Source organism: Methylophaga lonarensis MPL (assembly GCF_000349205.1).
Lineage (GTDB): Bacteria > Pseudomonadota > Gammaproteobacteria > Nitrosococcales > Methylophagaceae > Methylophaga > Methylophaga lonarensis.
The window spans coordinates 1-17,500 of record NZ_APHR01000017.1 but is presented as its reverse complement, the minus strand read 5'-3'; the positions used below and the strand labels follow the sequence as shown (position 1 = coordinate 17,500).

Here is a 17,500-nt window from a genome sequence, read left to right as displayed (position 1 = left end):
ACCAGTGGCCCAGGCGCGCGCAAGAAAGGCAGCAAAAGCAAAACTTCCAACCATTTATCTATGGCAAGGCACCAACCGCCAAGGCCGAAAAATAAAAGGCGAGATGGTCGGCGAAAATGTCAACGAGGTGCGCAATGAATTGCGCCGACAATCCATCACACCGACCAAGGTCCGCAAAAAACCCAAAGATTTGTTTGCAGCACGCAAGCCTCCGATCAAGTCTTCAGATATCGCTCTGTTCAGTCGAATGCTGGCCACCATGATGTCGTCGGGTGTACCGCTGATGCAATCCATTGAAATTATCGGTCAAGGCCATGAAAACCAGAGCATGCAGGAAATGTTGCTGGCCATTAAAGCAGATGTTGAGTCGGGTACCAGCCTTGCAGAGTCACTGGGCAAATATCCGCTACACTTTGATGACCTCTATGTCAGCCTGATTCATGCCGGTGAACAGTCTGGTACCCTTGAAACTCTGTTGAATGAAATCGCGACTTATCAGGAAAAGACAGAAGCACTCAAAGCAAAAATCAAGAAAGCACTTGTCTACCCGGCGGCGATTATTGTCGTCGCGTTCATTGTGACCGCCATCTTAATGATTTTTGTCATACCGCAGTTTGAAGAATTGTTTCAGGGCTTTGGCGCTGATCTACCGGCACTGACCAAACTGGTCATCACCATCTCACAGGTGTTTCAGGAAATATGGTGGCTGATTTTCGGGGTGTTAATTGGCTCGGTGACAGGCTTCATGGCGATGAAGAAACGATCCCGAAAACTACAACATCTGCTGGATCGCACACTTTTAAAACTGCCTGTGGTCGGCAACATTTTGCACAAGGGAGCGATTGCGCGATTTGCCAGAACTTTTGCGGTTATGTTCAAGGCCGGTGTGCCCATGGTTGAAGCAATGACATCTGTGGCCGGCGCCACCGGCAACATCGTGTTCAGTGAAGCCACGCTGATCATGCGGGATGATGTGTCCACCGGTACCCAGCTCAACAAATCCATGCAAGAAACAACACTGTTTCCGAACATTGTCATTCAGATGGTGGCGATAGGTGAGGAATCTGGCTCACTGGATGCCATGCTGGCAAAAGTCGCCGATTTTTATGAGCGTGAAGTCGATGATGCCGTCGATAATATGACAGCCTTATTGGAGCCGTTAATCATGGCCTTCCTAGGCGTGGTCATTGGTACGCTGGTCATTGCCATGTACCTGCCAATTTTCAAACTTGGTGCGGTTATCTGATACATGGCCTTATTTGATGTACTGGCTCACTCACAATCTTTTTTATTGTTAGCGACGGGCCTTCTGGGGCTGCTGGTTGGCAGCTTTCTCAATGTGGTGATTCATCGCCTGCCAATTATCATGCAGCGTGACTGGCAGTCACAATGTAATGAACTGAACGGTATCAATAACCCTCAGCCGACAGAAGCGTTTACCCTCAGTCGCCCCTGCTCCCGCTGTCCACATTGTGGACATGCGATCACCGCGCTGGAAAATATTCCGGTGTTGAGTTACCTGCTGCTGCGAGGTCGATGCAAAGAATGTAAATCACCTATCAGCCTGCGTTATCCACTGATTGAAGCACTGACCGGCATACTATCGGTGGTGGTTGCCTGGCATTTTGGTTTTACCCTTGCCTGTGCGGGTGCGTTGTTGATGACCTGGGCACTGATTGCGCTGACATTTATAGATGTTGACCATCAATTGTTGCCAGACAATATCACCCTGCCGCTGCTCTGGCTGGGCTTGTTTTTCAATCTGTTTGGCACTTTCACCTCTCTGAACTCGGCCGTCATTGGCGCCATCGCGGGTTATTTGTCGCTGTGGCTGGTGTTTCATGGATTCAAATTACTCACCGGCAAAGAAGGTATGGGCTATGGAGATTTCAAACTGTTGGCCGCATTGGGTGCATGGCTGGGCTGGCAATTTTTGCCCGCCATTGTGCTGTTATCCTCATTGGTCGGTGCGGTGGTCGGCATCACCTTGATGCTATTGAAGAAGCAACAACAGGATCAGCCTATTCCATTCGGACCTTATCTTGCCGTCGCTGGCTGGCTGGCGTTGGTCTGGGGTGAAGCCATCAATCAATGGTATCTGTCATTGTCGGGGCTTGCCTGATATGACTTTCAAAATCGGCCTGACCGGCGGTGTTGCCAGCGGCAAATCAACGGTATCAGAGTTGTTTGCGGCGCATGGCGTTGCAATTATTGATGCGGATGAGATTTCCCGTGAACTGGTCGAGCCCGGCATGCCCTGTTACCGTGAAATCGTCAGTTATTTTGGTAATGCAGCACTGATGCCTGACAACACGCTAAATCGCGCCTGGTTGCGTGAAAAAGTATTCACCGATGAGCAACATCGACAGCGACTTGAGCAAATTCTCCATCCCGCCATCAAGCAACAACTGCGGATTCGGGCTGATAATTGCCGTTCGGCGTACTGTATCCTGTCTGTCCCTCTCTTGATCGAAGCCGGTTTACAAACGACGGTAGACAGAATTCTGGTGATTGATTGCACTCCATCCACACAAATGGAGCGCTTGTTGCAACGACCTGGAATCGACGCTCAGATGGCAGAGGCCATTATCGCTACCCAAGTGACACCAGAACAAAGGCTTAACTTTGCTGATGACGTTATTCGAAATGACGACACTCGAGAGAGTCTGGTGGCTGCGGTTGAACAATTGCACTTCAAATATCTGAATCTGTCCGAGCAAAGTCTGTGAGTTGCCACGCTGATGAATGTCAGAGACAATAGCTTTTTTTGGCGTCCTTCAAGATTGTTGAACTGTGTCTGAATTCATTGTTTACGAACAGCCCCTGAACGAACGAATCCGTACCTTTCTGCGTCTGGAGTTTCTGTTTGCCAGAGTTGATCATGCACTCAGCGGTACGTCAGAAATGCATCATCGTGACGCAATTGATGCCATGCTTTCGATGCTCTCTGTCTTTGAACGTAGTGATATCAAGGCTGAAATCATCAAAGAAATTGAAAGGTTGATATCCAATCTTACTGCCCTTGAAAACATTCCTGGTGTCGACAGAAGTATGCTGGACAGCTTGTTGGCAGAGCTTGATCAAACACTGGATGCACTGCATCTGAAAAAATCGATCATCGGTCAGGCACTAAAAGAAAATGACTTCCTTTACAGCATTCGCCAGCGTTCGAGCATTGCTGGTGGCACCTGTGACTTTGACTTACCGGCTTATCATTTCTGGTTACAGCACAGCAGCGCCGAGCAACGGCAACAACAAATTCAGCTCTGGCTGGAACACTTTGTCGCGGCCAGAGCGGCCATTGAAATCACGTTACGGCTGATTCGTCAAAGCATTGGATTTAATCCTGCTCAGGCAGAAGCAGGCTTTTATCAACGTTCGCTGGATGCCAATCAACCGCATCAACTGATTCGAGTCAAACTCCCCGAAGGCAGTCCTTTTTACCCGGAAATCAGTGGCGGTAAACATCGCTTTACTGTTCGTTTCATGCAGTTTGATATCGATAGTCGTCCACAGCAGATTGCTGATGATGTCGATTTCGAACTCAGCTGCTGCGCGATGTAAGTAACGCTATGGTGAATGTTGTGCAGTGCCCGACCTGTGGCAAAAACGTTATCTGGAATGATGAAGCGAAATGGCGCCCGTTCTGCTCAGAGCGTTGCAAACTGATTGATCTGGGGGACTGGGCGGCTGAAAACCACCGTATTGCAGGTGAGCCAACATTCGAACCGGAAGACGAACCCAGACACTAAGCTCTGGAGACCACCGCAATAATGGGCTGATTGGCTGCCGGAAAATCATAATCCTCAAGTGCATTTATATCGCACCAGTGCATGGCTTGACCTTCACGACCTTGTGCATCGCCGACAAACTCGGACACCCGCCAAACATCCAGTAACACTTGTCGATCGCCATAATCAAAGGGTACTTTGATTAACGGCTCGGCTGACATCACCGATAAACCAACCTCTTCGAGAATCTCTCTTTTCAAGGTGTCTATGACCTGTTCACCTGGCTCGCATTTGCCACCAGGAAACTCCCACAGATTACCTTGATGCTGATGTTGATGGCGGCGAGTGATCAAGACTTGCTGCAAGTCGTTGACGATAACGGCAACTGCGACATGGATCATGATGCAGGACGCTGCAATGTGTAATGCGTGCCGCAATAAGGGCAGATCACCTCACCATGACTTTCAATATCCAGATACACCCGCGGATGGGCATTCCAGAGAGCCATGGAGGGTAACGGACAACTCAACGGCAAATCACGCTCGGTGATTTGATAACTGCGCTCACTACAGGCTTGAGTTGACTCCGTCATTGCTCTGATCTCCTCAGATTGGCAAATCCAGCATACGATCCAGTGCCAGCTTGGCTTCAGCAGCCGTTACAGAATCGACAGAAATCTGGTTGACCACATGGCCTTCAAGCAGGTTTTCCAACACCCAGAGCAAATGCTGAGGGTCGACGCGGAACATGGTCGAACACATGCAAACAGTCGGTGACATGAAATGTACCGATTTGCCCTCGTGCTGAAACCGCTCATGTAAGCGGTTCACCAGATTCAGTTCAGTACCAACCAGCCAACGTGTATTTGGCTCACTGTTGGCAATGGTATTCACGATAAACTCGGTTGAGCCGACAAAATCAGACTTCTGGCAGACTTCAAAGCTGCACTCAGGATGAGAGATCACTTTAGTCTCAGGATATTTCGCCAGGAAATTGTCAATTTGTTGCGGCTGGAACATCTGATGTACTGAACAAAAACCTTTCCAGAGGATGATTTTTGCTGCTTTGAGTTGCTCCGGGGTAAGCCCGCCCAGTGGTTTGTCAAAATCCCAGACCACCATCTCATCAAGTGGAATACCCATTTTGTGACCGGTATTTCGTCCCAGATGCTGATCGGGGAAAAACAGGATTTTCTCTCTTCGCTCGAAAGCCCACTCCAAGACATGCGGCGCGTTGGTTGAGGTACAGACAATCCCGCCATGCTTGCCGCAAAATGACTTCAAATCAGCAGCAGAGTTAATGTAGGTAATCGGGGTGACCATCTCTTCCGGGTCAAACACTTCAGCCATTTCCTGCCATGCCCGGTCAACATTGACCCGGTTTGCCATATCGGCCATCGAGCAGCCCGCAGCCATGTCAGGCAAAATCGAAATCTGATCCGGGCGGGAAAGAATATCCGCCACTTCAGCCATGAAATGAACACCACAGAAAACAATGTATTTAGCGTCGGATGAGGCCGCATTGCGTGACAACTTCAGCGAGTCACCCGAATAGTCCGCATGCTTGAAGACTTCATTTCGCTGGTAGTGATGTCCGAGAATGACCAGATCATCGCCAAGTTTTTCCTTGGCAACTGCGATGCGCGCATCGCAGGTTTCATCGTCCAGTGAGAAGTACTGTTCAAACGGTATGGCTTTTTCGAGTGCTTGTGTGGCCACGAGCTTTCCCCCTGAGTTTAGGCTTCTGCGCCAGGCAACTTTCGTAAACGGATATTCAGTTCTTTCAGTTGTTCATCACTGACAGCACCTGGTGCATCTGTCAGTAAACAGGCCGCCGACTGGGTTTTTGGAAATGCCATGACATCTCGAATCGACGCCGAGCCCGTCATCAGCATTGCCAGACGATCCAGACCGAACGCCAAACCGCCGTGTGGTGGGCAACCATACTTCAGAGCTTGTAACAGGAAGCCGAATTTTTCTGCCGCCTCTTCATCACTGATACCCAGCATTCTGAATACCTTTTGCTGAAGTTCAGTTTTGTGGATACGCATTGAGCCACCACCTAATTCCGTCCCGTTAAGCACCATATCATAGGCACGTGACAAACAACGGCCCGGATCTGTTTCAAGTAACGATTCATCTTCAACACGCGGTGCGGTGAATGGATGATGCAGTGCATACCAGCGCTGGGTTTTGTCATCCCACTCAAACATCGGAAACTCAACGACCCACAAAGGTTTCCAGCCGTGCTCGACCATATTGAGGTCATGGCCCAGTTTGACACGCAGTGCACCAAGTGCCTCGTTGACGATGGTCGCTTTGTCAGCACCAAAGAACACCAGATCGCCAGTTTGAGCGCCTGTTCTTTGTAAAATAGCTTCGACCACATCATCCGGTAGGAATTTCAAAATCGGTGATTGCAAACCCTCACGGCCTGCGCTGATGTCGTTGATTTTGATGTAGGCAAGTCCCTTAGCACCATAAATGCCAACATATTTGGTGTAATCATCAATTTCTTTACGGCTCAGTTCATTACCGCCAGGCACTCTCAATGCGGCAACACGACCACGCTCATCACTGGCAGGGCCTGAAAAAACCTTGAAGTCCACGGCTTTCATCAGATCGCTGACTTCGACCAGCTCAAGCGGGATTCGCAAGTCTGGTTTGTCACTGCCAAAACGATCCATCGCTTCTGCGTAACTCATGCGCGGGAAAGGTTTGGGTAAAGCCTGCTCCAGCACATTGGCGAACAGATCCCGGATCATTTCTTCCATCAAATTCATCAGCTCTTCTTCCTCGACAAACGAGGTTTCTATGTCGAGCTGAGTGAACTCCGGCTGGCGGTCGGCACGCAAATCTTCATCACGGAAGCAGCGAACCACCTGGTAGTAACGATCCATGCCAGCCACCATCAGCAATTGCTTGAATAGTTGCGGTGATTGCGGCAGCGCAAAAAACTCACCTTGGTGAGTTCGGCTTGGTACCAGATAATCACGCGCACCTTCCGGTGTCGCCTTGGTCAGAATGGGGGTTTCGATATCCAAAAACCCTTTGGCATCCAGGTACTGTCGTAACTGGCGGGTAATCATTGATCGGAAACGCAGTTTTTGCAGCATTTCCGGTCTGCGCAGATCGATATAACGATGACGCAGGCGAATATCCTCGTTGACTTCTGCCTGCTCATTCAGTGGAAATGGCGGCGTTTCAGAGCTGTTGAGAATTTCAACTCGCTTGGCAATCAGTTCAATTTTGCCACTGCGCAAGTCGGTATTTTCGCTGCCCGCAGGGCGCGGTTTAACCTCGCCTTCAATTTGCAGGACGAATTCGCTGCGGACTTTTTCGGCGACAGCAAAACTTTCAGCATCTTCAGGATTACAGACCACCTGCACCAACCCTTCACGGTCACGCAGATCGATAAATATGACACCGCCATGGTCACGCCGACGATGCATCCAGCCTGCCACTGTGACTGTTTGTCCCACCAAAGATTCGTTCACATCGCCGCAATAATGGCTACGCATAAAATTTCCAAAGTTATCTGATTGAATGAATTAACAGCCAGTTGCTATTACTGGCGCTCGGTATCCGGTTGCACTGCTGCGCCGGATTGCTGTTTTAGTCGATAGAGCGTGTTGTCTGGCACCACCACACCCATCGAGATAATCATCTTCAAGCCATCTTCGACACTCATGTCCAGATAGATGACTTCGTGTTCCGGCACCATCAACACAAAACCCGATGTCGGATTTGGTGTGGTCGGCACAAACACGCTGACCACATCGGCTGCCGTTTTATCTTGCACCTCACCAAGGTCTGAAGAAGTCATAAAAGCGAGACTCCAGACGCCCTTACGAGGGTATTCAACGAGTAATACCTTGCGAAAGGATTTGGCATCGGCTGCCAGTACAGCCTCCATAACTTGTTTGACGCCGGTGTAGATACTACGTACCAGCGGAATCCTGGCCAGCACAGATTCCCAAGCATGGATCAGTCTTCGCCCCAGCAAGTTGGCCATGAACATGCCTGTCGCCAATACCAGTGCGATGGCAATCAGCACGCCCAGCCCGGGAATGTTAAAACCGAAAAGGTTACTGGGCTGGTAGGCATCAGGCAAGACCAGCACCAGTTTATCCAGAAAGCCAACCACGGCTCTGACCACCAGGAAAGTAATCCCCAGCGGCATCCAGACCAGCAAGCCGGCTATCAGATATTTACGCATTTAATAATCAGTGGCAGGCACAGCCCGTACCGCAGGATGCGGCAGAAGCGCTTGAGCCTGAGTCTGGCGAACCCTCAGCAAGGTTCTTCTTGCTACCGGATTTAAAATCTGTCTCGTACCAACCTTGGCCTTTCAATCTGAAACCTGCCGCTGAAACCAGCTTTCTCAGTTGTGGGGCCTCACAGGCAGGGCAATGTTTGAGTGGTTCATCACTGATCTTTTGCAAAGCTTCAAAACCGTGTCCACACGCATCGCAGCGATACTCATAAAAAGGCATCTTTCAATCCCTCTGAACGTTTGATTCACACAAGGAATCGGTAATATGCGGCAACGTTGCTGCATTTCAAGTGATTCAACTAATGAATTATACCTAAAATGCTTGTCAACGACCTTTCATTTCCCGCTTTAGGCTAAACTGAACGGTTATGAAAAATAATCGCGACTGGAAGGCTATTCGCAGCCTGCTTCCGTTCATCTGGCAATTTCGGGGCCGAGTGTTATTTGCGCTGGCCCTGCTATCACTGGCAAAACTAGCCAATGTTGGTGTGCCTGTTGTGCTCAAAGGCGCAGTTGATGCGCTCGACCCCCAACAACAGGAAATCATCTATCTTCCCGTTATTTTGTTACTGGCTTACGGTGCGCTGCGATTAGCCAGCAGTGTGTTAAGCGAACTGCGCGATGCCTTATTTGCCAAGGTTATTTTCCGTTCGGTCAGACAAATTGCCGGCAAAATATTTCAGCATCTGCACAAGCTGTCGTTGAGGTTTCACCTGCAGCGCCAGACAGGAGGGATCTCCAGAGATATTGAGCGAGGTAGCCGTGGCATTACCTTTCTGCTCAATTTCATGATCTTTAACATTCTGCCTACGATCGTCGAAATTGCATTGGTCACTGTCGTACTGCTGATTTACTACGACAGTATTTTTGCCATCATCACCACCGGCACAATTGTCCTGTTCATCATTTATACGCTTGTGATTACGGAATGGCGTATGCGATTTCGACGTGCGATGAACGAAATGGATTCACAAGCCAATAACCAGGCGATAGACAGCCTGCTCAACTACGAAACCGTCAAATACTTCAACAACGAAGCTTTTGAAGCGGAACGCTACGACCAGAAGCTGGCTCGCTGGGAACACTCGGCCATCAGAAATCAAACTTCACTTTCTGTGATGAATATTGGACAGGGGGTGATCATCGCTGTCGGCCTGACCTTACTCATGTTACTTGCAGCCCAGGGGGTGATTGATGGCGAACTGACTTTGGGCGATCTGGTTCTAGTCAATGCCTATTTATTGCAGCTCTATTTACCTTTGGGTTTTTTAGGCTTTGTCTATCGTGAAATCCGACATTCACTGGCTGACATGGAAAGGATGTTCAGTCTTCTGGAACAGTCAGAAGATGTTAAAGACTTACCAGATGCAGCTGACCTGCAACTCAAGGGCGGCAACGTTCGCTTTGATAACGTCAATTTCGGTTATGACAGTGACCGCAAGATACTCAAAAACATCAGCTTTGAGGTCGCGGCAGGGCAAAAGCTGGCCATTGTTGGTGCCAGCGGCTCGGGTAAATCCACATTAGTCAGGCTGTTGTTTCGTTTCTATGCGCCAACATCGGGTCGTATCTATATTGATGGTCAGAATCTGGCAAACGTCAGCCAGCATAGTGTGCGTCGGGCAATTGCGGTGGTGCCGCAAGATACCGTTCTTTTTAACGACACGCTTTTTCACAACATCCACTACGGTAATCCTCAAGCCAGCGAGCAGCAGGTTTATGCGGCCGCTCGACAAGCGCAGCTGCATCGTTTTATTGAGCAGCTGCCACAGGGTTATCAAACACTGGTCGGTGAACGCGGTTTAAAACTGTCGGGCGGTGAAAAACAACGTGTGGCCATTGCCCGTGCCCTGCTCAAGAATCCATCTATATTGGTATTTGACGAGGCTACATCGGCGCTTGACAGTCATGCAGAACAGGCCATCGTTCATGAGCTGCAACAATTAAGCAGCAACAAAACAACACTGGTCATTGCACATCGCTTATCGACTATTACAGATGCAGATCAGATCCTGGTCATGGATCAGGGACGCATCATCGAGGCAGGCTCACACGAACAACTACTCGCAAGCCAGGGCCGATATTTTGAAATGTGGACCTTGCAGCTTGCCGAAAACAACGGCGAACAAAACTGACTTTTCACGTCTCAGGTGAGTGATTTCACACACCCTGATAATTGCCCTGCTGATGCGATTTTCACCGACTATGCCGCCTCGCACAAGCAAGTGAAATTTCATCCCGACCCAGGCACAAGCAACCTGCTCTAAATCACATTTTTTTGGACAATAACAGAATGTTCGGGTTAGTATCAGCGGTTTGATGTGGCTTAGCCATTTCCAAAAAAATGCATCAAAGTGGCATCAGGTTGCGTTCAGCTTTGGTTCAGTTTTGATGTGACAGACTGAACCCGCACTGAGTCAAATAACCTAAAAATTTGAGAGGAAATATAATGAAATTCGGTAAAACTGCTATCGCCGCTGTTTTTGGCGCCTCAACAATGTTCTCTGCAGCAGTGATGGCTTCTGAAAACCACACTGTGACAGCAACACTGACAACTTTTGAACCTACAGTAATCAACATTGCTGTTGGTGACAGTGTCACCTGGACTCAAATGAACGGTCATGACACACAGTCACTGGAAGGCTACATCCCAGAAGGTGCCAAAACGTGGCATTCACAAATGGGTGCTAACCACACTCAAACTTTTGACCAAGAAGGCATCTACTTCTACATCTGTACACCACACTGGGGTACAGCCATGGGTGGTGTGATCATCGTTGGCGAACCTACCAACTACGAAGCTATCGCTGCTAACAACCCACGTGGTGCAACTCGTCGTCTGATGAGACAACTGGATGCCCACCTCGGCAACTAAGCTCCACCTGAGCTAACCTTCAAAAAGCCCGCGTTTTCTGCGGGCTTTTTTGATCCATGGGCTCTCAGCATGTGTTAAAATCATCTGGTTTATTCAGAACGCGTCTGTAATGGGCAATATATTTAGCCACAACATAAAAGACGCATAAGTTATTGAAATTCAGAGGGTCTCCTTCAGATGAGTAGCGATATTGATACCGGCAAACGGCGATTTCTTACCGCCGCAGCCAGTGTTGTAGGGGGTGCGGGAGCCGCAGCTGTTGCCATTCCGTTTGTAGCATCAATGGCACCGAGTGCCAGAGCTGAAGCTGCAGGTGCTCCTGTCAGGGTGGACATCAGCAGGTTGGAACCCGGCCAGTTACTGACCGTTGAGTGGCGCGGAAAGCCTGTTTGGCTGTTTCGCCGTTCCCCGGAAATCATTGCCGATTTAGCTTCACTCAATGATCAGTTGCGTGATCCACTCAGCAAACAGGCCTCACAGCAACCGCAATACGCTCAAAACGAAACACGCGCGATTCGTGACGACCTGATGGTCATGGTCGGTATTTGTACCCACCTTGGCTGCTCACCTACTTTCCGCCCAGAACTTGCGCCAGCGGACCTCGGCGCCAACTGGAAGGGTGGATTCTTCTGTCCTTGTCATGGTTCCAGATTCGATTTGGCTGGCCGTGTATTCCAAGGCGTTCCGGCCCCGACTAACCTGGAAGTTCCGCCATATCACTTCCTGGGCGACGATGTCGTGATCGTCGGCGAAAGTGCAGAAGGAGCCGCTTAATGTTTGCCAACATGATGAACTGGATTGACGCCCGCTTCCCGGCAAGCAAGATGTGGCGTGAACATCTTTCCGAATACTACGCACCAAAAAACTTTAACTTCTGGTATTTCTTTGGCTCACTGGCGCTGTTTTTGCTGGTGCTGCAGATTGTCACCGGAATTTTTCTGACAATGAATTACAAACCGGATGCCGAAATGGCATTCGCCTCGGTTGAATACATTATGCGTGATGTGCAGTGGGGATGGCTGATTCGTTACCTGCATTCCACAGGGGCTTCAGCATTCTTTATCGTGATTTATCTGCATATGTTCCGCGGGCTGATGTATGGCTCCTACAAGCAACCACGTGAGCTGGTCTGGATATTCGGTATGCTGATTTATGTGGCACTGATGGCAGAAGCCTTTATGGGTTATCTGCTGCCATGGGGGCAAATGTCTTACTGGGGTGCCCAGGTCATCATCTCACTGTTCGGTGCTGTTCCCTTCGTCGGCGAAAGTCTGGCATTGTGGATTCGCGGTGACTTCGTTGTTGCAGACGCGACACTGAACAGATTCTTTGCCTTCCACGTGATTGCTATTCCTTTAGTGCTGGTCGCACTGGTGGTGATGCATATCATTGCCCTGCATGAAGTCGGCTCGAACAACCCAGATGGCGTGGAAATCAAGAAATACAAGGATGAAAATGGCAAGCCGCTTGATGGCATTCCTTTCCACCCATACTACACAGTGAAAGATATTGTCGGACTGATTGTTTTCCTGTTCCTGTTCTCCCTGGTTGTGTTCTATATGCCAGAAGGCGGCGGCTGGTTCCTGGAAGATGCTAACTTCGTCCCGGCTGATCCGCTGAAAACGCCAGAACATATTGTCCCAGTATGGTACTTCACACCTTTCTACGCGATTCTCCGGGCAGTACCATCTATCGCGGGTTCGTCATTCCCCGGTGTAGCCGCGATGGGGCTTGCGATTGTCATGCTGTTCCTGCTGCCATGGCTGGATCGCAGTCCAGTGCGTTCCGTACGCTACCGCGGCCCTTACTTCCGCATCGCACTTGCGGTATTTGTTGTCACCTTTGTAATGCTTGGATTTCTTGGCACACAGCCGGCAACACCTACCTACACAGTGATGTCACAAGTTTTCACCATTTTGTATTTTGCGTTCTTTATTCTGATGCCGTTCTACACCAAGTACGACAAAGATAAACCAGTGCCAGATAGGGTGACAGACCAATGAAACATATCGTATTAACATTTTTCTTGAGCCTGGGCTGGCTATTGTCTGGACAAGCAGTTGCCGCCCCATCTGGAGCAAAACTTGATTCTGCGCACATCAACCTGAGAGATCAGGCCTCATTGCAGCGTGGAGCACAGACCTTTGTCAATTATTGTATGGGTTGCCACGCGGCATCATTCATGCGCTACAGCCGCATGGCTAAGGACCTTGGCTTATCAGAAGACATGGTGCGCCAGAACCTGATGTTTGTCACCGACACCATCGGTGACACCATGACTATCTCGATGCGTGCAGAAGATGCTCAGAAATGGTTTGGTGTAACGCCGCCAGATTTATCTGTGATTGCACGTTCACGCAGTGTTGACTGGTTGTACACCTATCTGCGTACCTACTACCTCGACGACAGCACAGTGATGGGCACCAATAATCTTGCCTTCAGCAATGTAGGTATGCCACACGTACTCTGGGAGCAGCAAGGTTACAAAACTATGGACGCAGACGGCAATCTTGTCTCTGCAACGCAAGGTAATCTGAGTAGCCGTGAATACGACTTAATGGTCCGTGATTTGGTTAATTTCCTCGCCTACGTCAGTGAGCCGTCAAAACTCCAGCGGTTGGATCTTGGTAAGTGGGTCCTGTTGTACCTGTTTATTTTCTTCCTGGTTGCATACCCGCTGAAGCGCGCGTACTGGAAAGATGTCCACTAAATCTAATCTAACGGTGGTTGCTTGATGTCATTACTGATGCCAATGCAACCGCCGTGTCTTAGTTCTCACTGCCAACTATCAGCGCAGACGGGCATTTCATCATGACTAATGCCAATCATCGCTCATCAATCAGTCTTTATTCTGCGCCAGATTGTCCCCAATCTCACAAGGTGAGACTGGTACTTGCTGAAAAAGGCGTTGACGTTGATATTCATCAAATTGTCGACAACTGGCCCGAGAAGATCGCCAGTTTGACACCCTATGGTGAGGCACCTGTACTGGTTGAACAGGACACAGTTCTGTTCAACAGTAATATCATCATGGAATATCTGGAAGATCGCTTTCCTCACCCAACCTTAATGCCGGCCGAACCACTGCAAAAAGCTCAGATGAAGCTAATGCTCTACCGAATTGATCGAGATTGGTACTCACTATGGCCGGATCTGGTTTCATCACGTCATGCACGTGCCAGCAAAGCACGTAAACAATTACTCGAAGATTTGATTGTGCTTTCACCAGTATTTGAGCAACAACCGTTTTTTATGAGTGATGAGTTTTCATTGATTGACTGTACCCTGGCGCCTTTGTTGTGGCGATTGCCGTCACTCAAAGTCAAACTTCCTGCCAAGGCTAAGGCCATTGAGGACTATGCAAATCGATTGTTTGCCAGAGACAGTTTCATCAACAGTTTGAGTGAATCTGAGAAACAATTTCGCTAATGATGACACCACAAAAGCCCTATCTGATTCGTGCTATCTATGAATGGCTGGTCGATAACCAAACGACACCCTACCTTTTGGTCAATACGCTGCATGATGGCTGCCAGGTTCCCAAAGAATATGTCCGAGACAACCGGATTGTATTGAATATCGCGCCAGACGCGGTGCAGGACTTGACACTCGATAATGAGTGGATAAGCTTTTCAGCAAGGTTTGCAGGCAAAGCTATGGATTTGTTTATTCCAGTCATCGCCGTCCAGGCAATTTATGCCAAAGAAAACAACGAAGGCATGTTTTTTCCTGATCATCACACCCCAGAACCAGATGAGCCCGATACTGACTCCGGTCCTGAAAAACGCGCACCCTCTACAGAGCCAGCACAGAAAAAACCTACGCTGAAAATTGTTAAGTAGCGACTTATCTCAGTTTGCAGGCAATAAAAAAGCCGGTCAGCTTTTCAGCTGACCGGCTTTTTTGTCGTCACTAATTGTGTTTGAAGTTACTCTGCCATCGGCTCAAAACCCACAAAGGTGATTGATTCATCTACCAGCGGCTGCTCGCCTTCTTGCCAGGTGCGACCATCGGGAACGATGGTTCTGACCTGGTAGATTTCACCTGGAATTTCTTCAGACATAGTGAAGATATAGTATTTACCCTCGTAAAGTGCAAAACGACTACGCTGGGGGTCATTTAAATATGGCTGAACAGTGTACTGATAACCCGGCACTTTCTTGCCGTTATAGTCAATCTCAACCGCTTTCTTGTCTGCCCCTTCTGCAAAGGCCCAACGTATTTTGCGTTGGAAGTAGCGTCTGTCACCAGAGGTCAGTCGTTCCATTTCTGAGATATCGTATTCAAGGTACAACACAAATACGCCATTGCCCTGCTGGTTAGGCCGGTCTTCATAGGGACGGTTGTAGTTGCCGGTAAAGAACCTGAAATGAGTATCAGCTCTCCCTGTGTTACGAATATTGGTGACTTCTACATCAATGGTATCTTCACGGTTACCCTCCAGAAAGCTGTCTTTTCTGTATACGTAACTCAAGGTGCCTGGTTCAGTCACATTTTTGAGATGAGCCTTGTCAAACAGCTCATTGTTAATTTCTGAGAATCCTGTTGTCGCAGATGCCTGACCGATAAACAATGTCATCAATCCGGCCATCATTGAAAGCCATGGTTTTTTCACTTTGTCCTACCTCTCATGTTTACTTTATTTTAATGATATTCTGACCGTTCAATGTATCAAAAAATGCCGATCAACACTATGACTATCTCTTTTGCCTCAAAGATTCTTGGCTGTATGTTTTTTATGTTTTTCACCGTAGCCTGTTCGGCTGAACAGGTGAATTCTGACCCTGAAATCTATCAGGTCACCAGTCCATATGATTTTGAAGAAACGCTGATGAATCTAGACATTGCCATTTCTGAATACAACTACAGAATTATTCATCGAAGTCATATTGGCCAGGCAATCAGAGACCGGGGTCATGAAGACTTTCCTCTGGCGACAGTGACAAATTTCTGTAATATCAGCTATGCCCATGAGCTATTGCTGATGGATATGCAGATGATGGCAAGGATGTCTTGTGAGATTGCCGTCTGGGAAGCAGATGAAGGCGTGCAGGTTGCATCGAGGCTCATGGATGAGCACTATGGTTCTGAAGAAATGCGCCAATTTGCGCTCAGGATGAACCGCAATATCAGAAAAATAATCGAGGCTACAACACTGTAGCCTCGATAGTGGTTTTACTTGCTGAGGTGATTACTCAAATACACGTACGCGACGTTCCGATTGAGGAACAACATTATCAAGCGACGGTAAGTGATACTCAGCCAGAATGGCTTCAATATCATCTTTACGTTTTTCAAAGATAGCATTGACCACATCTCTCCAACGCTTGTCGGCACGACGGAAACCTGCCGAAAACTCGAATACATAACGATCGGTCAGCTCATTCAGCGGTACAAACTTCATCGGTACTTCAGTGGATGTGTTTGCGTAATAGGAACCGATGGGCCAATATCATCACTACATCCAGATCACCACTGGCGATTGAGTTTTCAGAACCTATCAAGGTACGCCCAGGATTATCAGCAACGCCGCCCGGCTGGATATTGAAATAAGTCAGTTGTTCTCTCAGTCCCAAGTCAATTAATGGTTTTGTAGTCAGGGCCCGATCAAAAATACCAATTCTCAGAGGCTTCACTTCCTTACTGACTTTTGCAATATCTTCCATTGAGTTGAGTTCATATCCGTCATCGGCGCGATAGACCATGCCTTCAATCGAACGGAAATAAGGATCGGAAGTCAGATACATATCCGATTTGGTGGGAATGTTGAATGCGATATCACACATGTAACCGCCCCCTTCCGGGTTTGGACGGTTGATCGTATTTCGCGCAAAGCCCATACGCTGTGGAAACCAATAATACTCCACCGGCAGCCCCAGCTCTTCACCAATGATTTCAGCGATCTTGTTATCAAAACCTTGCAGTTCTTTGTTTGAATACGGCAAGTTGTAGGCGTCAGCACAGACGCGAACTGCCTCTTGACCACGTAACGGTTTGATCTCAACATCAGCTGCCTGGACCCCCAGGGTCACAGCACCAAGAATGCCCGCCAGCGTTGTTTTCCAGCAATTCATTTTATTCATTCTCTCTCCTTATTATGGTTTACCAAAGAAATACAGACTGCTCAGCCTCCATTTTAGTTCAAATAAAAAAGCCCGGTATCAAAAGATACCGGGCCTTTAGTCTTACCAGTTTGTATATAGCAAGCTATATACGCACCTTGGGTCTTACAGGCTGAATACGCTCAGTACACCACCCAGGTTAGTCCAGTTAGACAGTGCACGGTAGGCACCTACTGCACCCAGACCGTCAGAGTCGTCTTCCAGACTTGGGATAGCCATACCGATACCAGCCCAACCACCGATACCAGACAGAACGGAGATGTACTGCACGCCGTCATGTTTGTAGGTGTTGACGTTACCGATTACGCCTGATGGGTTTTTGAATCTCCACAGTTCACGACCTGTGTGAGCGTCAACTGCTTTGATGAAACCTTCCAGAGTACCGTAGAACACTACGTCAGAGGCAGTTGCCAAAGCACCTGACCAGACTGAGAAGCGCTCTGGGTTAGACCAGACGATTTTACCTTCACGTGCATCCCATGCAATGAAGTTACYGA

At 48.6% G+C, this 17,500-nt stretch carries 23 protein-coding genes; 13 read left to right on the top strand and 10 right to left on the bottom strand.

Translation table 11 applies throughout. The features are described from left to right. Positions 1 to 4: 4 nt before the first annotated feature. From MPL1_RS03760 to yacG, 5 genes are all read left to right on the top strand, one after another. Positions 5 to 1,246 (top strand): type II secretion system F family protein, encoded by a 1,242-nt coding sequence (locus MPL1_RS03760; RefSeq protein WP_009725799.1) that lies wholly within the window; start codon positions 5 to 7, stop codon positions 1,244 to 1,246. A gap of 3 nt (positions 1,247 to 1,249) precedes the next feature. Next, a complete protein-coding gene (locus MPL1_RS03755) occupies positions 1,250 to 2,122 on the top strand; it encodes a prepilin peptidase (protein ID WP_009725798.1) in 873 nt (290 codons plus the stop codon). Between the two features lies 1 nt (position 2,123). After that, positions 2,124 to 2,729, top strand: a complete 606-nt coding sequence (gene coaE / locus MPL1_RS03750; RefSeq protein ID WP_009725797.1) for a dephospho-CoA kinase — start codon at positions 2,124 to 2,126, stop codon at positions 2,727 to 2,729. Positions 2,730 to 2,793: 64 nt separating this feature from the next. Beyond that, positions 2,794 to 3,564, top strand: a complete 771-nt coding sequence (gene zapD / locus MPL1_RS03745; protein ID WP_009725796.1) for a cell division protein ZapD — start codon at positions 2,794 to 2,796, stop codon at positions 3,562 to 3,564. An 8-nt stretch (positions 3,565 to 3,572) separates the two neighbouring features. Beyond that, positions 3,573 to 3,752: a DNA gyrase inhibitor YacG gene (gene yacG / locus MPL1_RS03740; protein WP_009725795.1), complete on the top strand. Its 180-nt coding sequence runs from the start codon at positions 3,573 to 3,575 to the stop codon at positions 3,750 to 3,752. Here yacG and mutT read toward each other — a convergent pair. The 6 genes from mutT to MPL1_RS03710 are packed head-to-tail and all read right to left on the bottom strand — an operon-like array spanning position 3,749 to position 8,226. Then, a complete protein-coding gene (gene mutT / locus MPL1_RS03735; protein WP_009725794.1) occupies positions 3,749 to 4,132 on the bottom strand; it encodes an 8-oxo-dGTP diphosphatase MutT in 384 nt (127 codons plus the stop codon). The genes yacG and mutT overlap by 4 nt on opposite strands. Then, positions 4,129 to 4,323 (bottom strand): zinc-finger domain-containing protein, encoded by a 195-nt coding sequence (locus tag MPL1_RS03730; RefSeq protein WP_009725793.1) that lies wholly within the window; start codon positions 4,321 to 4,323, stop codon positions 4,129 to 4,131. The genes mutT and MPL1_RS03730 overlap by 4 nt, the downstream gene beginning before the upstream one ends. Before the next feature lie 13 nt (positions 4,324 to 4,336). After that, on the bottom strand, positions 4,337 to 5,449 hold the full coding sequence (gene nadA, locus MPL1_RS03725) for a quinolinate synthase NadA (RefSeq protein WP_009725792.1): 1,113 nt from the start codon (positions 5,447 to 5,449) through the stop codon (positions 4,337 to 4,339). 17 nt (positions 5,450 to 5,466) lie between these two features. Next, complete coding sequence (aspS, locus tag MPL1_RS03720) at positions 5,467 to 7,251, bottom strand: aspartate--tRNA ligase (protein ID WP_009725791.1); 1,785 nt, start codon at positions 7,249 to 7,251, stop codon at positions 5,467 to 5,469. Between the two features lie 47 nt (positions 7,252 to 7,298). Beyond that, complete coding sequence (locus MPL1_RS03715; protein ID WP_009725790.1) at positions 7,299 to 7,949, bottom strand: DUF502 domain-containing protein; 651 nt, start codon at positions 7,947 to 7,949, stop codon at positions 7,299 to 7,301. Positions 7,950 to 7,956: 7 nt separating this feature from the next. Next, positions 7,957 to 8,226: an FmdB family zinc ribbon protein gene (locus MPL1_RS03710; protein WP_009725789.1), complete on the bottom strand. Its 270-nt coding sequence runs from the start codon at positions 8,224 to 8,226 to the stop codon at positions 7,957 to 7,959. A gap of 148 nt (positions 8,227 to 8,374) precedes the next feature. On the opposite strand from MPL1_RS03710, the gene MPL1_RS03705 reads away from it, so the two are divergent. The 7 genes from MPL1_RS03705 to MPL1_RS03675 all read left to right on the top strand — a co-directional run bounded on the left by MPL1_RS03705 (position 8,375) and on the right by MPL1_RS03675 (position 14,723). Continuing rightward, positions 8,375 to 10,141, top strand: a complete 1,767-nt coding sequence (locus MPL1_RS03705) for an ABCB family ABC transporter ATP-binding protein/permease (protein ID WP_009725788.1) — start codon at positions 8,375 to 8,377, stop codon at positions 10,139 to 10,141. A gap of 314 nt (positions 10,142 to 10,455) precedes the next feature. Then, positions 10,456 to 10,881, top strand: coding sequence for a plastocyanin/azurin family copper-binding protein (locus tag MPL1_RS03700; protein ID WP_009725787.1), 426 nt, complete (start codon positions 10,456 to 10,458; stop codon positions 10,879 to 10,881). Between the two features lie 177 nt (positions 10,882 to 11,058). Next, entirely contained in the window at positions 11,059 to 11,655 is a 597-nt protein-coding gene (gene petA, locus MPL1_RS03695) for a ubiquinol-cytochrome c reductase iron-sulfur subunit (protein ID WP_009725786.1), read from the top strand. Next, on the top strand, positions 11,655 to 12,884 hold the full coding sequence (locus MPL1_RS03690) for a cytochrome b (protein ID WP_009725785.1): 1,230 nt from the start codon (positions 11,655 to 11,657) through the stop codon (positions 12,882 to 12,884). Before petA ends, MPL1_RS03690 begins: the two co-directional genes overlap by 1 nt. Beyond that, positions 12,881 to 13,591, top strand: a complete 711-nt coding sequence (locus tag MPL1_RS03685; RefSeq protein WP_009725784.1) for a cytochrome c1 — start codon at positions 12,881 to 12,883, stop codon at positions 13,589 to 13,591. The genes MPL1_RS03690 and MPL1_RS03685 overlap by 4 nt, the downstream gene beginning before the upstream one ends. 101 nt (positions 13,592 to 13,692) lie before the next feature. Further along, positions 13,693 to 14,310 (top strand): glutathione S-transferase N-terminal domain-containing protein, encoded by a 618-nt coding sequence (locus MPL1_RS03680; protein ID WP_009725783.1) that lies wholly within the window; start codon positions 13,693 to 13,695, stop codon positions 14,308 to 14,310. Between the two features lie 2 nt (positions 14,311 to 14,312). Beyond that, on the top strand, positions 14,313 to 14,723 hold the full coding sequence (locus MPL1_RS03675; protein WP_040576860.1) for a ClpXP protease specificity-enhancing factor: 411 nt from the start codon (positions 14,313 to 14,315) through the stop codon (positions 14,721 to 14,723). 86 nt (positions 14,724 to 14,809) lie between these two features. Here the strand turns inward: MPL1_RS03675 and MPL1_RS03670 are convergent, their stop codons facing one another. After that, on the bottom strand, positions 14,810 to 15,496 hold the full coding sequence (locus MPL1_RS03670; RefSeq protein WP_009725781.1) for a hypothetical protein: 687 nt from the start codon (positions 15,494 to 15,496) through the stop codon (positions 14,810 to 14,812). 63 nt (positions 15,497 to 15,559) lie between these two features. On the opposite strand from MPL1_RS03670, the gene MPL1_RS03665 reads away from it, so the two are divergent. Continuing rightward, positions 15,560 to 16,042, top strand: a complete 483-nt coding sequence (locus MPL1_RS03665; RefSeq protein ID WP_235045521.1) for a DUF302 domain-containing protein — start codon at positions 15,560 to 15,562, stop codon at positions 16,040 to 16,042. Between the two features lie 30 nt (positions 16,043 to 16,072). Here MPL1_RS03665 and MPL1_RS13585 read toward each other — a convergent pair whose 3' ends face one another. The 3 genes from MPL1_RS13585 to MPL1_RS13400 all read right to left on the bottom strand — a co-directional run. Then, positions 16,073 to 16,285: a hypothetical protein gene (locus tag MPL1_RS13585; protein ID WP_152417568.1), complete on the bottom strand. Its 213-nt coding sequence runs from the start codon at positions 16,283 to 16,285 to the stop codon at positions 16,073 to 16,075. A 7-nt stretch (positions 16,286 to 16,292) separates the two neighbouring features. Next, complete coding sequence (locus tag MPL1_RS03660; protein ID WP_152417567.1) at positions 16,293 to 16,964, bottom strand: MxaJ protein; 672 nt, start codon at positions 16,962 to 16,964, stop codon at positions 16,293 to 16,295. A gap of 144 nt (positions 16,965 to 17,108) precedes the next feature. Continuing rightward, positions 17,109 to 17,500, bottom strand: a 392-nt coding sequence (locus MPL1_RS13400; protein WP_009725779.1) for an outer membrane protein assembly factor BamB family protein, incomplete at its 5' end; no start/stop codon positions are given.